Below are 14,842 nucleotides of genomic sequence, written 5' to 3'. Positions count from 1 at the left end.
GTGTCTCCTCGTCCGGCCGGTCAGTGACAGAAATTGATGTAGGCGCTGAGCTCGGTGATCCGGCGGACCAGGTCGGGGTCCGCCAGCAGCCGGCCGCCCTGGTCCAGGTGCGGCAGCAGAATGTCCTTGATCAAGAAGTGCCACGCCACCCGGTCCGCCCCGGTCAGGCATTCGGCGAGCTGGAGCAGGGCCTGCCGGTCGTCGGTCACCCCCGGCTGCCGTTCGTCGAGCATCGCGCTCAGCGCCTCGAAGATGGACGCGTGCGCGCGGGCGATCTCCGGGGCGCCCGGCGGCCGGGTCGCCCGTTCCAGGTCCGACTCACCGACCCCGCGGGCGAGGATGGTCGTCTCCGCGGGCGTCAGGGCCCGGCCCAGCATCGCCTGCAGCAGCAGGCCGTTCCACAGCAACCGGGTCTGGTAACGGCCCGGTGGTGGTGTGCCGTCGGCTCCGGGGACGAGATCGGCGGCGGTCAGATAGTCGAGGAGGAACCGCAGGTCGACGGGCCGGTCCAGGGGCCAGGCCGGCTCCGGGTCGAACGAGGTGCGGGACTGCGGGGCGATCGGGTCCGGACCGGCCAGGTACGGCGCCCGCGCGGCGACGTCGAGCATCAGCCGGTGCGCGTCGAGCCGGGCGTCGCCGGGCAGCTTGTCGGCGATGTCGTCCATCGCCGACAGCACGGACGGGTCCCGCAGCTCGGGGCCGTGTTCCACGAAGTGCTCGGCCGCCTCCTGGTAGGAGTTGTGGCTCAGCTGGGTGACCAGCACCGGCGGCAGCGGATCGTCGTGCAGCGGCCGGTCCCGGTCCACCGGCGCCATGTCCGCGGCGTCCAGCATCTCCGGGGTGACCACCGGGCCGGAGAACTTCTGCGGGACGCCGCCCGGCCCGGTCGCGGTCCACACCCGGCCGCCGAGGCCCTCCGGCACCTGCTGGATCAGCCCGCCCTGATAGGTCCGGACCAGGGCCTCGACCTGCGGGTTGCGGATCGTGGCGAGGACCGTCGGCCGGACGTTGTGCAGCCAGTAGCGCTCCAGCGTGTGCTTGAGCGCGTTGTGCTGCACGGGGTCCAGCACCCGCGGCCTGACCTCGCGGACGTCGATCGTGATGACCGGCCGGCCGCCGAGCTCGAGGGCGCTCAAGCCGTACCGGTCGAGGGTCTCCTGCGGCCACGGGCCGATCGCGATGGCGCCCGGGCCGAGCGGCCGGGCGCTGGTCGGCGGGTTGATCGTGGTGGCGTCGCGGATCGGCTCGGTGACCGGTTCGGGCAGGGCGACCGGGTGGCGATCGGCGTCCAGCATGAACACCCGCGCGTCGTCGCGTTCGAGCACCGCGGTGCGCCAGTCCTGGGCGCCGTCGATGTTGAAGGCGGGCGTGCCGGTGGTCCGCGGGTCGTGCCAGGTGAGGTTGCCGGACTCGGCCGAGGACAGCCACAGCACCTGCTGGTCGGCGGAGCCCGGGGCGGTGCCGGTGACCATCGCGAGCGAGCCGGGATGGGTGCGCAGCTGGTGCGCCAGGGCGGCGGGGCGGACCGGGGCCAGTGTGCCGCCCAGGCCCGCCACGAGCTGCTCCACCGTTCCCGGGGTGGTCGAGGTGAGCAGGCCGAACACGTCGACCGAGCCGAGGTTGCCGAACCGGGCCTTGAGCTGGCCCACCGCGTACGTGACCGCCTGTGCGCCCGGCCCGGTCGGGATGACGTCGGCGGGTGTCGCCGGCAGGCCCAGCTCGGCCCGGGTGGCGGCGTTGCGGCGCTCCCAGGTGGCCATCTGGGCCAGGCCGGCGGCGATGGTCGGCGGCGGGTCGGCCAGCGAGACGGCGTCGGCCAGCGCGATCCGCTGCACCGCCACCGCGGGCGGCAGGATCAGGTGCGCCGCCGCCGGTCCCGCCGTGACCTGCCCGTCGGGGCCCACCGGAAGCACGTCCCGGCCGTCCACCGGGCCGGGGGCGAGCACCGGCAGGTGCAGCCGGTCGGCCAGGTGGCGCAGCGCCGGCACGTCGGTGACCGGGCCGAGCGTCTCCGGGTCGAGCACGGTGATCGTGGTGGTCGCCCGGGCCCGGGGATCGAGCTGATTCAGGTAGCGGATCAGGGACTCGTCCAGAGCCCGGTCGCGATGCACGAACAGCGTCACGCCGCCGGGCGTGTCCTGTCGGGCGGCCGCGCTGAGCAGGTCCGCGTTGACCCGCGCGTCGGTCGCGTCGGCCAGGTAGAAGAAGCCCTTGCCCGGAACGGAGACCAGGGTGCCGGGCAGGCAGTCGGCGGTGGTGGGCATGTCGGCTCCTCTCGCCCGGTGCGGGCCCGTCTGGAACGGACGGGAGGCCGCGCCGGTTCACGCCGGGGCGGGAAAACGGTCAGCAGTCCAGGATCAGGGCGCCGAGGGTGTGCAGCACCGTCTGCCGCCCCGGGTTGGCGACGGCCAGCCTGCGCAGGCCGTCGATCAGCGCCGCCTTGGTCTCGGGACGCAGGCCCCTCGCCGCGGCGTGCACCTCGGTGACCGGGAGCGGCTCCCCCCGGACGGCGCTGTGGGCGTATTCCAGCAACCGGGCCAGAGCCGCGTCCGGCGCTGTCACCACCGGTAGGGCGGTGTGCAGCACGGGCAGCGCGCCGAGCACCGCGCCGCCCGGCCCGAGCAGCCCGGTGAGCAGGCTGTCCCGGCGCACCGGGTCGGGCTCGGTGCGCAGGGCGTCGCGGACCTCGGCGTGCCCGGTCACGGTGAGCGTGCCGGCCGCCTCGTCGGCCGCCGTCCGGGTGTGCGGGGCGGCGGCCGGGGTGGTCAGCTCGGGATCACTGAACCAGCGCACCGGGATCTGCTCACCCGGCACCCGCGGCGTGCGGCTGAGCAGGTCCAGACCGGCCGTGGCGACGGCGGTCGGCACGGCCACGCCGGGCTCACCCACGATGAAGCGGGTGTCCCCGGCGAACTCGCCGGCGCGGATCCGGGCGGCCAGGGCCGGGTCGGTCACCTGCGCCGGGCGGGCCCAGGCGTACCACGGCAGGTCCTCGATCACCCAGCCGTCGGGCAGCGCGTACGTCCCGTCCGGCGACTGCCGCAGGCCGAACGGGGCCGGCGGCGGGGCATCCATCGGGCGTACGTGCCACTGCACCGCCCACTGCCACAGCGTCGGCGAACCGTTCGCGTCGACCGGCGTGGCGCGCCGGGCCAGGGCCGGATCGGTGGGCCGCTCGGTGAGCGCCACCGTGACGCCCAGCCGGTCGGCCAGGCCGCGCAGCGTCTCCGGCGGTGTCAGCGGCGCGTGGACGACGACCCGCGACCGCATGTCCGGTTCGCGCAGCGTGCGGGTGACCTCGCCGAGGAACCGGCCCAGGTTGACCCCCGGGCCGACGAAGACGTGCTGCTGGCCCGACGCGGGCGGGAACGACGAGGCGATGGCCAGCAGATCCCCGGCGGCCGCCCCGGTGGCGCTGTGCCGCAGCAGGATCCCGGACGGCACCTCGACCAGGTCGCCGGGCAGGGTGGCGGCCGCGTCGAGCAGCGCCGTCCGCAGGGCCCCGTCGGTCAGGTGCTGGGCGGGCGTGGTGAGCCGGACCGTCGCCGCGAGCTCCCGCAGCCCGGTCAGCGCCGCCGCCGAGGTCTGCTCACCTCGGAACAGCTCGTCGTACGCGGTGAGCCAGTCCAGCGTGAACGATCGGCCCAGCGCCTCGACGACCGGCACCGGCAGCTCGACGGTGAGCAGCTCCTCGAAGGCCGGACCGGCCGCCCGCACCTGCTCGCCGAGCAGGGCGTGGTGCAGCACCAGGACCGGCACCGAGCGCACCAGTTCGGTGAGCCGGCCGTGCAGTGCCTCCACCGCCGCGGCCACCACCGCCGGGGTCTGGCCGCCGCGTTCGGCCCGGGTCCGCGCGGCCGTGGTGGCCTCGCTGATCCGCGCGTCGAGCTCGCGGGTGATCCGCAACCGGGTGGCGTCGTCGAGGTCGCGCCCGGGACGGTGCAGGGCCGCGTCGATGTCTGCCCGCGCCTGGTCGAGCACCGGCCGCGCGGCACTCTCGTACGCGGTGGGGGTGGCCTCCAGCAGCGGCGTGATGCCGCCGCGCTCGGCGGGAGCGGCCGCGTGCCGGCGCAGCGCCTCCTCGGTGAAGTAGTCGGCGATCCGGGCCTCGAGCGTGGTGGCCAGCGCCTCCCACTGGTCGACCCGGGCCGGGTCGGCCGACTCGTCGAAGGCGGTGCGCAACGCGGCCAGCGCGTCGGTGTAGAAGGCCTGGGCGGCCGCCTGGTACGCCGACTCCGGCACGTCGCGGTCCGCGTCCCGCGCCTGGAGCATGGCGGCCCGCACCGCGGGGTCGTGGCGGTGCGCTTGCAGATAAAGGAAGGCGTGGTCGCGTACGCCGGTCAGCAGGTGCTCGTAGCGCACCTGCCACTCACGCTCGGCCGCCTGGAACGCCGCGTCGTAACCGCGGGCCCCCGCGGCGATCACCGGGGCCCACACCTGGTCGAAGAGGTCGCGCCCGGCGGCGATGAAGTCGGCCCGGAACTGGTCGGTCACCTCGGCCGGCAGGCCGTCGAGCGACCGGAGCGGCGGCGTGGTCGCGGTGCGGGCGGCCGCGTCGGTGACCGCGTTGCCGAAGGCACGGACGAGATCGGGCCGGAACTCCTCGACCCGCCGCGCGGTGCCGATCCGGGCGGCGTAATCGGTCCGCAGGGCTTCCTGCCGGCCCGCCCACCGTTGCGCCCGGGCGGCGGGGCTCAGCGCGGTGATCTCGTTACGCGGGTCGCGCAGCTCGGTGAACGCGTCCTCGAACGCCTTCTGCTGCAACGCCTCCAGCTCGACGACGTGCCGGCCGTGGGTGGCGAGGTGGTCCCGGGCGAACTCCACCCCGAGCAGCCGGACGGCGTGCGCCGACATCGTGGCGTCGAGCGCACCCGGCGGGCCGGCCCGGTCCCCGAGGAACCGGTGGAAGGCCCGGGCCGCGTCCTGGGCCGCGGCCACCGCCAGATCGGCCGCGACCAGGTCGGCGCGCAGCCGCGTCCACTGCCCGGCCACGTACTCGTCCCAGTCCGCATCCGCGCCCAGCCGGTCCTGGGTGGCCTGCATGCTCGTGCGGAACGCCACCCGCATCGTCTCCAGGTGGCCGGCCGGCACGTCGAGCCCACGGTCGTACCGCACGGCACCGACGGACCGGCGGAAGATGTCATCGGCGAGGGTGGTGACCGACCCGTCGGCCGTGCTGCCGGTCGAGGTCTGCACCGGAGCGGTCCGGACGCCACCGGCCACGGCGGCGTCGAGCTGGTGCGGCAGCTCGGCCGCGGCCCGGTCCAGTTCGGCCGGCCAGCCGGCGCCGACCCCGTCGGTCGCCCACAGCTGCCGCCACGACCGCGCGGTGCGGTTCTCGAACTCGGCCCGCACCGCGGGCAGCACGGCGTCGAGGCGGTCGGCCTGCTCCGGATGCGCGTCCCGCCATTCCCGCACGGCGGCGTCGAACCGGCTGTCCGCGTCGAGCCCGGCCCGGTGCAGTTCCTGCTCGACCGTCGCGGCCTCGGTGAACTGACCGGGCGGGTCGGCCGGCGGGGTGGGGCGTTGCCGCGGCGGCGCCATCATGAGCCCGCTGTCCGGCTCGACCGGCCGTTGTGTCCGCAGCTCGTCCAGGACGGACCGGAAGTCGCGCCGCGGTTGCGCCTGACCGAGTTCGGTCAGCCGGTCGTCGGTGGCCTCGTCGGCCCGTCGCGCCTCGAACTCGGTGGCCCGCCGGTGGGTCGCGGCCCCGGTCTCGAGCCGGTCCCGGATCTGCCCGAGGGTCTCGGCGTCGCCGTCCCGCAGGGCGTCGATCAGCCGGGCGCGTTCCGATTCGGTGTAACGCGAGCCGGTCCCGGCGTGCTCGCCGACGATGAGGTCGGCGAGCCGCCCGCGCAGCTCACCGTCGAGCTTTTCCAGGTCCGCGCCGCGCTGGGCCTCCGCCGACAGCGGCTCGGCCGGTTCCGGCGCCGGCCTCGGTACGTCGGGCAGCAGCTCGGCCAGGTCGGCGGGGGAGTGGTCGCCGGCCGGGCGCGGCGTGCTCGCCGGCGCCGGTGGGAGATCCGCCAGCTGCGCCCGCAGGTCGAGCAGCCGTTGCGCGTCCGCCGCCGGGTCCGGCTGAGCGGTCGGCGCCGGGGGTTCGTCGCGTACGGGCGGCGGGACCGGCGTACGCGTCGTCAGCTCGTCCGCGAACTGCTTCAACTCGGCCAGCCGCTTCTCCAGTGCCTTGTGCAGCACCAGTTCCGCGGCGGCGGTGGACTCCTCCCGGGCCTGGCGGACCGCCTCGAACTCGGCGACCAGCCCGTCGTACGCCGCCTGATCGCCGTCGGCCAACGCCTGGATCAGCCGATCCCGCCGAGCCCCGGCGAACCCGGCGCCGGTCTGGGCGGCGTCGCCGATCCGCATGTCGGCCACCCGCTCGATCAGGTCCCGGTCGGCGCCTTGCCGCCGCAACTCGGCGCTCACCTCGGCCAGCGCCACCGCGTCGGCGTCCGGGTCCGAGCCGGTGATCCGGGCGATGAGCGGTTCGAGCCGCGCCAGGTCGGCCGAGGCCCGGCTCGCCACGTCCCGGGCGATGGCCTGCCTCGCCTCGCCCACCACCGCGGGGGTGAACACGGCGTCGCCGAACTCGCGTCGCAGGCCGGCGAGGACCTGCGCGGTCGCCTCAGCATCGAGTCTCGCGTCGGCCGCCAGCACCGCGACCAGGTCTTCCAGTTCCGATTCCGCTATCGGTGACGTGGCCGGCAGATCCGGCAGCGAGGTCAGCCGCTGATCGAACGTCGGGTCGACCGGACCGACGTGCGGCGCTTCCGGCAGGGCGGCGAGGGCGTCGTGGACCTGTGTGGCCCGGGCGTGATCCTGTTCGGACGGTGGCCGGGACGCGTCGTCCCCGGCCACCGAGCCACCGGCGCCCGGCGGGCGGGTGATCTCCGGCGGCAGGGCCCGCAAGCGCTCCGCCAGCTCCTGATCGAGGTATCGCTGATGCGCCGCGGCATATCCGGCCCGGTTGTGCCGGGCCTCGTCGAGCTCCGCCCGCAACCCGGCGACGGCCTCCTCGTCGCCGGCCCGCAGGGCCTGCTCCATCGCCGCCCGGGTGGCTTCGGTGTACGGGACGCCCTCGCTCTCGGCCCGCGCGATCGCCAGGTCGACGACCTGGGCGATGAGCTGGTTGTCGGCGCCCACCTGACGGATCACCGAGCGGAAGTCGGCCAGGGCGGCCTCGGCGGCCGGCACGTCGGCAACCCCGACGGCGTCGGCGTGCAGCCGGGTGGTGTCCCGGTCGAGGCCGGCGCGCAGCGCGATCTCCCGCACCGCGAGCTGCCGGGCCGCACCCTCACCGGCGGGACCGAGGACGGCGCCGCCGAAGCGCAGGTCGAGCTCGGCGAGCACGGCGTCGATCTCGGCCGGGGTCAGCCCGGCGTCGAAGCCGATGACCCGGGTCAACTGGCGCACCCGGGTGAGCTCCGGCTCGACCGGCACGTCCGGCATCCCGTCCGCCGGCCCGCTGGGGGACGGGGCGTGCGTGGGGGCGGCGGGGAAGTCGTCCGTGCCGGACGGGCGCGCGTTGCCCGCACCCGCCGGGATGTCCGGTCCCACGTGGCCCGCCGGGTCGAAACGGTACGCCGGGGCGGCCGGTGCCCCGGCCGGGGGGTGGGTGAGCGCCGCCGCCAGCAGGCTGATCCGCGGATTGCCGGGCAGGCCGGTGAGCAGCAGTTCAGCGATCCGCTGGGCTCGCTCCGGCGGGACCGGGCGGCGGTCGCCGACGAACTCGACGAGCGACACCGGCCGCGTCGGATGCAGTTCGGCCAGCGCCGCGTGGATGAGCCGCAGACTGGTCACCGAGCCGTCGACGACGACCGTCAGATCCGGGCCGGGCCGCAGCACGAGCCGGGTGGGTGGCGCGCCGGCGTGCAGGTGTACGACGTTGCCCTGCACGGTCATGGCGAGGCCCTCGGGCATCGCGGTGACGTACGGCGCCTCGTGCGGCAGCGGCGCCCGCATCGGCACGGCCGGCGCCGGGGCTGTCGTCCGGTCCTCGGCACCGACCCCGGCGGTGACCGACGGCGCACCGCTGACCGAGGCGTCGTCCCGAACCTCCGTCGGTGGCCGGCCGCCCACCGAGACGCTGTCGCCGACCTCCGTCGTGGACTGGCCGCCGGTCGGGGCGGTGTCGCTGACCTGGGTCGTGGACTGGCCGCCGGTCGGGGCGGTGTCGCGGACCTCCTGGGTGGCGGGCGGCTGTTCGGGGCGTGGTTTGCGCAGGACGTTGCGCGGCGCGTCGGCGGGAGTGCCGAGGACGACCTGGTGGTCGACCTCGGTCATCGCGCGGGCGGCCGCCGCGTCCCCCGGACCGCCGATCCCGGCGCCGGGTCGCGTCGCGGGTTTCCCGCTGCCCAGCACGCGACCGGGGTCGGGCCGCTCGCCCGGCTGGCCGGCGTGGGTGCGGGCGTCCCGTGTTCCGGCGGCGCTGCCCGGCGCGGTCGAGGCGCTGCTCTCGGCCGTCCGCGGGGGCTGCTTGACGAAGGTCAGGGTGCCGTCGTCGGTCTGCGTGGCGGACCCGCGGGACGGGCCGCGGTTGGCCAGGCCGCCACCACCCCGCGACCCGGGTGCTCCGCCGCCACCGCCGCCACCGGAATGGCCGCCGCCACCGCCGGACGGGTGGCCACCGGCCGGCCGGGTGCCGTCCATCGTGATCGCGCCGGACGCGGAGTCGTACCTGATCTGATCGGGGGTGATGGTTCGGGGGTTGGCCGGCGCGAGGGTGCCGTCCGGGAGCATGCGCAACGAGTCGAGCTGGCTGCCGCCGCCCTTGCCGCCGGTGGCCGTGTACCGGTCGATCGCCACCGACCGGGTCTGCGTGCCGATCTCGGCCACCTCGATCGAGGTGGCCCGCACGTTCACCGGCTCGACGGCCCCGTTGGCCTCGTTCCAGCGGTAGTGCGCGTTGTCCGGCGGTGTACCGGGGCCGGTGCCGTCCCGGGTGAACGCCGGGCCGTCGGCCGGCTTCGGGGTCTTGGCCACCGTGACCGGGGCGGCATCCGGGGCCCGGCCCCAGCCCTTCGGCGGTGCCGCCACCCCCTCGGTCGTCCCGAGCGGCGTCCAGTGGTGCGTGGCCTGGTCCTTCACCAGCAACGACGTGGGTTCGCGCTGGAAGAACAGCTCCTTGCCGTCGAGTCGCTGCCCGGTCGACTGCGGCCGGCTCACCTGTTCGGCCGTGAACCGCTCGCCCGGCTCGATCGACCGCGACTGCCAGCCGCGGCTCGCCCCGGGACCGTCGAGGTCGTGGAAGCTCGCCTCCCCGGGCCGCGGCTTGGCCGGCGGCCCGGACGGGAGCGCCGGTGGCTTCTCGAAGGTGAGCAGGTCCACCGTGCCGTCCGGGTTCTGCCGGAGCATCTGGTGGGGCCGGGGGTCCGCGGCGGCCGGGCGGGCCGCCGCCGCGACCGGCTTGACCTCCCACGACCGGCCGTCGGCCGAATAGCTGAGGATCCGCTCGTGCGCCCCACCCGCCGGGACGCCGGTCTGCTTGCCGGCCAGGGGCTGTGAGTGCATGACGTTCTCGCCCGGCCGCAGTGTCGTCGGGCCCATCGTGCCGTCGGCGCGCAGCTCGGTGTAGGTGAACGATTTGTCCGGGCCGGTGGCGGGACGCTCCGGGGCCGACTCGGCAAGCGGCCGGCCGGGGCCGGGCACGGTGTGCGGATCGCCGCCCAGCCGTCGCCCTTCACCCGCGAACATCGGCTCCGCCGAGACCCGCACGAGATCCGTACGCCCGTCCGGGCCGGTCTGCAACAGCTGACGTCCCGGGGTCGGGGCGCCGGCCCGGGGCGTGGCCGCCGGCACCGGGGCGTCGGCCCGGGTGGCTTCCGGCCGGAGCGGCACGTTGCCCTGCTCGATCCGGCCGCCGCCGGCCTCCGCCCGCGCCGGTGCGGGCGCCGCCGACGCGTCCAGCAGCCGGGAGTCGATGCCCGTCGCGGCCGAGCGGTCGGAGTGCCCGGCTGCGGGCGGGTCCAGCTCACCCGGCCGCGGCGGGGAGCCGCCGAGATCCTGGTTGCGGACCGGGCCACCGCCGCTGTGGGTGCCGGTCTTGGGCGGATCGACGGCGGCGAGGCGCTGGTCGCGCATCTGTTGAAGGTTCGGGTGTCCGGCGCTGGTGGCGTTCTCGTCGAGCATCCGTCCGGGTCCGCGGGGTGCCGTCGGTGCGGCGGTGGGCTGCGCGTGCGGCGTGGCGGTGGACGGCGTGGCGGTGTGCTGCGGTGCGGCGGTGGTCGGCGGTGCGGTGGCGTTCGTGGGTTCCACGGTGTGGGTGCCGCCGCCGGTGCTGGTTCTGGGGGGATCGATGACGCTGAGGCGCTGGTCGCGTAGCTGCTGGAGGTTCGGGTGTCCGGCGCTGGTGGCGTTCTCGTCGAGCATCCGCCCGGCACCGTGCGGAGTGGACGGTGCGACGGTGTGCGGGGTTCCGGTGGTGGCCGCGTGCTCGGCGACACCGGGCCGGCCGGGCGGCGGCATCAGATGGCTGCCGGCGTTCAGCGCCGACGTCTCGGGCAGACCGCCGGCGCGCATGGCCGGCGGCAGCGACGTCCCGTGCGGCACGGTGGCCGGGCCGGTCGACGGGGTGGCGTGCATCGTCGGTCCGGTGACCGGCGCCTCGGGCGTGCCGCCCCGGCCGCCGGTCGTCGACATCGGGCCGCGGTCGGCGACGTTCGGCTGACCCGGCTGATGCGTGACGTTCGCGGCCGGGGTGTGGACCTGCGGGGAGCCGTCACCGCGGGTGCCGGCGGTGGGGCCGGGGCGGTCGAGGTTCGCCGTCCGGGGCCCGTCGCCGCGCGCGCCGCCCATCGGCGCGGACGTCGTCGTGTTGGTGTGCGGTGCCGCCAGCGGCTGGTTCACGTGACCCGTGGCCTGCTGGGCGGACGCGCTCACCGACTTCGCCCCACCCGGCGACCCGGCCGCCAGCCGGCGCGCGTCACCGGCGGACGAGGCCGACGCGGTCGGTGCGGTGTGGCTGCCGGTCGGGAGCACCGGCGCGGCGGTGAGGTCGCTGGCACTGACGGCGGGCGTGCCGTCGCTGACCCGCGGCGCCCCGGCGACGTCCGCGCCTTTGACCGGTGCGGGGCTGTTGAGCTGCACGCCGGTGCCGTCCGGGCTGGTGGCCGTGGACGCCTTCGGCGGCGCCTGCATCTTCGGGGCCGGTGGGGGAGTGGCGCCGCGGGAGCCCCGCACCGGCACCGCGGTGATGCCACGGATCGAGAACAGGCCGCCCAGCCCGCCCGCCAGCAGGATGTTCAGCAACTCGGAGCTGCCCACCTCGAGCGGCAGGCCCATCGCCGCGGAGACGATCCCCCGGGTGCCGAACTCCATCGCGACCTGCATGGAACCGAAGGTGAGGAAGCCCAGCGCGAAGTCGAGCACCATCGTGACGATCCGGCTGGCCAGCGCGCTCATGGCCGGCAGCAGACTGGCGAGCAGGCTCGACAGCGCCGCCAGCGCCGGCGCCAGCACGACCGCCAGACCCATCGTGAGCAGGCCCAGGATGGCCAGCACGATCTGCACGATCGCGGCGGCCTTCTCCTTCTTGATCTGTTCCTCGACCTTGCCGGCGTACTCGTCGAGGAAGTCCGCGAACTTCCCGGCCGACTCGGCCATCGCCTTGAGCTTGACGTTCACCGCGTTCGCCGCGGCCGTCGCCGAGAGATAAGCGAGGCCGGACCACTTGATGCCCTTGTACGCGGACATCACCGTGCCGCCGAGCGACACCAGCCGGGCCGCCTGCGCGCGCCAGTCGGCCGCGAGTTTGCGGAGCTCCTCGGGGCTCGCGTGCCCGTTCGTCTGGTTCGCCACGGTAGGTCGTCAGCCGTCTTTCTTCGGCGTGGGGAACGGGTTCGTGTTGTAGTCCACGGTGATCGGCGGCGTCGTACTGTCCTGCGGGCCGTTGCCGTCGCCCTCACCGGCGATGGCATGGACGAAATCGTCGAACATGTTGGTCACGGCGTGCTCGGCGGCGTTGTAGTTGGCCGCCGCCACCACGGCGCCGTACCGGATCCGGTCGAGGATGCCCGGCGTCTCCACCTTCGTCGGATCGGCCTTGTCGGGCGTGCCGAACAGCCGGTTCTGCACGTCCTTGAGGCGCGCGTTGAACGCGTCGGCGGCCTCGGAACCCTCCCCGACCCAACTGATCTTGAGCTGGTCCCAGATGTCGCCGATCTTCTTCCAGTCCTCCTGCAGACTGGTGATCAGCGAGGGCATGTAGACGCTGGCGTACTGGTGCATGTAGTAGAGCTCCACGTCGATCCGGACCTTGGAGACGTCGTAGCCGGTCGCACCGTCACTCACCATGCACGCTCCGTAGGTCGGACTCCACCGTTCCGCCCGACCGTAACCACGGGAGACGGCAGCGCCCCAGACCCCGTTCCGGCGCCGGTGGGTCGTACCAAGAGGGACGTTGCCGCCACCCCGTCGCGCGCGCAAGGTTCAGGTATGAGCGATTCCAAGACCTCTGTCGTCCCGGTCGATCTCACCCAGGTCTGGCCGACCGGCCGCCACGTCAGCGGGGCCAACGAGGACCTCATCGGGTTCAAGGCGCCCACCTCGGACGGCCACGGCGGCTACACCAACAGCGACGGCAAACCGGTCGACGAGCACGGCAACCTGCTTCCCGACCCGAACGCGCCCAAGGGCGACCCGGCCGCCCCGGACCTGCGCGGCTACGACGTGAGCCCGGGCCAGATGCACGACGCCGAGACCACCATCCTCGCGGCCATGAAGGGCCAGATCGCCGACTTCGAGTCGTTCCGCGACAGCGCGATCGCCAAGTCGGGCTGGGTCTTCTGGGCCGGCAAGGAGTCGGACACGGTCGCGGTCTACCACCAGGGTGTCCCGCTCAACCCCAACGTCAAGTGGATCGGCCCCTACGACGACGGCAGCGGCTGGTACTCGCCGTACAAGGACCCGCACCCGGACCAGACCGCGGAGATCCAGTACAACCAGTTCCAGCTCCTGCAGGGCTGCGGCGGCGTGCTCGAGCTGGTCGGCGAGTTCGTCGGCAAACTCAACAACGCCGCCCAGATCTACGCCGGCGCCGACATCCACTCCACCGTCCCGGACGGCACCGCGACCCCCTGATTCCCGGCTTCAGCCGCCGTTGGGGCCGATGTCGGCCCCGGCGTCGTGCGACAGGTAGACGGTCACCACCGTGCTGCGGTCGCTGCGCAGCACCGCGAAGTGGGAGATCCCGCCGATCGCGGCGGGCACCGTGCCGGTCACCTCCTGCACCTTGCCCGCCCCGCCGGTCCAGTTCGCCACCGCCCAGCGGTGGTCGTCCAGGCCGTAGCCGTACAGCCGGTAACCAGTACCTTTCTTCAGCCCGGTCAGCTTCGCGAGCACCTCGGTCGACCCGTCCTCGGCGGTCAGCGCCACCGTCATCCGCGCGCCGCTGTCCACATCGGCCGCCGACGCCGCCGTGCTCACCACCACCGGGGCCACGGGTGCGCCGGTGTCACCGGGCCCGTCGCGCAGGAGCGCGACGGCGGCGGTCCCGCCGAGCGTGACGGTCGCGGTCAACAACCCGATCGAGACCACCAATGACCGGGTACGCCGGACCGGTCGCGTCTGCTGAGCCTGCGCGCTCGCACCGGCCTCCGGCCCCGTAGCCGAAACAGCCCCGCTCGACGGGCCAGCCGTGCTCGACGGGCCAGCCGTGGTCGACGGGGCCGGTCGCACCACCGGCTTCGTCCGCATCTCCGGCGCGTTCTTCGACACCTCTGCCGCCGCCTCGGGCTCCCCGGGGGCGTGCTTCGGTGCCACCGGCGCGCCCGTGGCCGCCGATCCAGCGGCCGGGATCGCCGGCGCGGTGGCCGGGGGAGCGGGCACGGTGGTCGGGGGAGCGGGCACGGTGGTCGGGGTCGCCGGCACTGCGGCCGGGGGAGCGGGCACGGCGGCTGGGGGAGCGGGCACGGCGGCTGGGGGAGCGGGCACGGCGGCCGGGGGAGCGGAAGTGGGCGCCGGTGCGTGAGCCGGCCCGGCAAGGGATGACGTGGGCGCGGGAGCCGGCCCAGCGGACGAGGGCGCGGGCGCCTGAGTCGGCTCAGCCGGCGGGAGCACGGGTGCGACGGCCGGCACTGCCGACGCGGACGCCGTCGGCGAGGACGCGGGCGCCTGAGTGGGCGCAGCGGGCGGGGGCGCGACGGCCGCCATGGCACGCGGGGGTGCTGGTGTGCGAGGCGGCTCGGTCGGCGGTGCCACGGGGGTGACGCCGGACACTGGGGCCGAGGCGGGGGGCCGGTCGGCCGCCGGCGATGGCGCAGGGGCCGGCGAGGGAGCCGGCACCGGAAGTGTGGGCGCGCCGGCAGTGGGTCCGCCGGGGGTGGGTCCACTGGGGGTGGGTCCACTGGGGGTGGGTCCGCCGGCGGCGGGTGGTGTCTCCGGCGCCGGCGGGTCGGGCGGGGGCGAGGGCTCCGCGGGCCGGTTGCGGCCCAGCCGGCGGGGGCGGTGCGGCCAGCCGATCCGGGAGCGGGGCTCCTCGGGGGGCTCGATCGGGGCGAAGCGGGCCGGGAACGCCGGCGGCACCGAGGTGCCGAGCGCGCCGTAGGTGCTGGCCAGCGCTTCGCGGTCGTCGATGAGCAGGGCCATGGCGCCGAGTACGTCGCACAGCCGGGCGGCCTCGGCACGGCAGGTCGCGCACGTGTCGAGGTGGGCCTGCACCCGCTGGGCCGAGGCCGGGTCGAGCTCGTCGAGATAGTAGAGCCCGAGCAGCTCCTCGACGTGCTCGGTGCCGTCCACCACTGGCATCAATCCCCGGTCCGGTTCCGCTGGTTCGAGTCCGCGCCGGACTCCCTGCCCATCCTCGCCGAACGCCGGGCGTCGCGGGACACCAGGTGAGCATGCTCGA

At 75.3% G+C, this 14,842-nt stretch carries 5 protein-coding genes; 1 reads left to right on the top strand and 4 read right to left on the bottom strand.

All coding sequences use genetic code 11. The annotated features are described in order from the left end of the window. Nucleotides 1-20: 20 nt before the first annotated feature. The 3 genes from Afe05nite_RS35450 to Afe05nite_RS35440 form a co-directional block, all read right to left on the bottom strand. A complete protein-coding gene (locus Afe05nite_RS35450; protein WP_203821669.1) occupies nt 21-2,264 on the bottom strand; it encodes a hypothetical protein in 2,244 nt (747 codons plus the stop codon). 79 nt (nt 2,265-2,343) lie between these two features. Further along, nucleotides 2,344-11,796, bottom strand: coding sequence for a hypothetical protein (locus tag Afe05nite_RS35445; protein ID WP_203821668.1), 9,453 nt, complete (start codon nt 11,794-11,796; stop codon nt 2,344-2,346). A gap of 9 nt (nt 11,797-11,805) precedes the next feature. Then, the gene (locus Afe05nite_RS35440) at nt 11,806-12,291 is read right to left on the bottom strand and encodes a hypothetical protein (RefSeq protein WP_203821667.1); all 486 of its coding nucleotides are present in this window, start codon (nt 12,289-12,291) and stop codon (nt 11,806-11,808) included. A gap of 141 nt (nt 12,292-12,432) precedes the next feature. Between Afe05nite_RS35440 and Afe05nite_RS35435 the strand changes: the two genes are divergently transcribed. Continuing rightward, a complete protein-coding gene (locus Afe05nite_RS35435; RefSeq protein WP_203821666.1) occupies nt 12,433-13,077 on the top strand; it encodes a hypothetical protein in 645 nt (214 codons plus the stop codon). A 9-nt stretch (nt 13,078-13,086) separates the two neighbouring features. Here Afe05nite_RS35435 and Afe05nite_RS35430 read toward each other — a convergent pair whose 3' ends face one another. Beyond that, entirely contained in the window at nt 13,087-14,742 is a 1,656-nt protein-coding gene (locus Afe05nite_RS35430; RefSeq protein ID WP_203821665.1) for a zf-HC2 domain-containing protein, read from the bottom strand. Nucleotides 14,743-14,842: the final 100 nt, after the last annotated feature.

The organism is Paractinoplanes ferrugineus (assembly GCF_016862195.1).
In the GTDB taxonomy this organism is placed as follows: Bacteria; Actinomycetota; Actinomycetes; order Mycobacteriales; family Micromonosporaceae; genus Actinoplanes; species Actinoplanes ferrugineus.
The sequence above is the reverse complement of the archived record's forward strand: the minus strand, read 5'-3'. Positions and strand labels throughout refer to the sequence as shown.

Coding starts and splice junctions, on each gene's coding strand:
- Afe05nite_RS35450 (WP_203821669.1), bottom strand. CDS start 2,264: ATGCCCACCACCGCCGACTGCCTGCCCGGCACCCTGGTCTCCGTTCCG.
- Afe05nite_RS35440 (WP_203821667.1), bottom strand. CDS start 12,291: ATGGTGAGTGACGGTGCGACCGGCTACGACGTCTCCAAGGTCCGGATC.
- Afe05nite_RS35435 (WP_203821666.1), top strand. CDS start 12,433: ATGAGCGATTCCAAGACCTCTGTCGTCCCGGTCGATCTCACCCAGGTC.
- Afe05nite_RS35430 (WP_203821665.1), bottom strand. CDS start 14,742: ATGCCAGTGGTGGACGGCACCGAGCACGTCGAGGAGCTGCTCGGGCTC.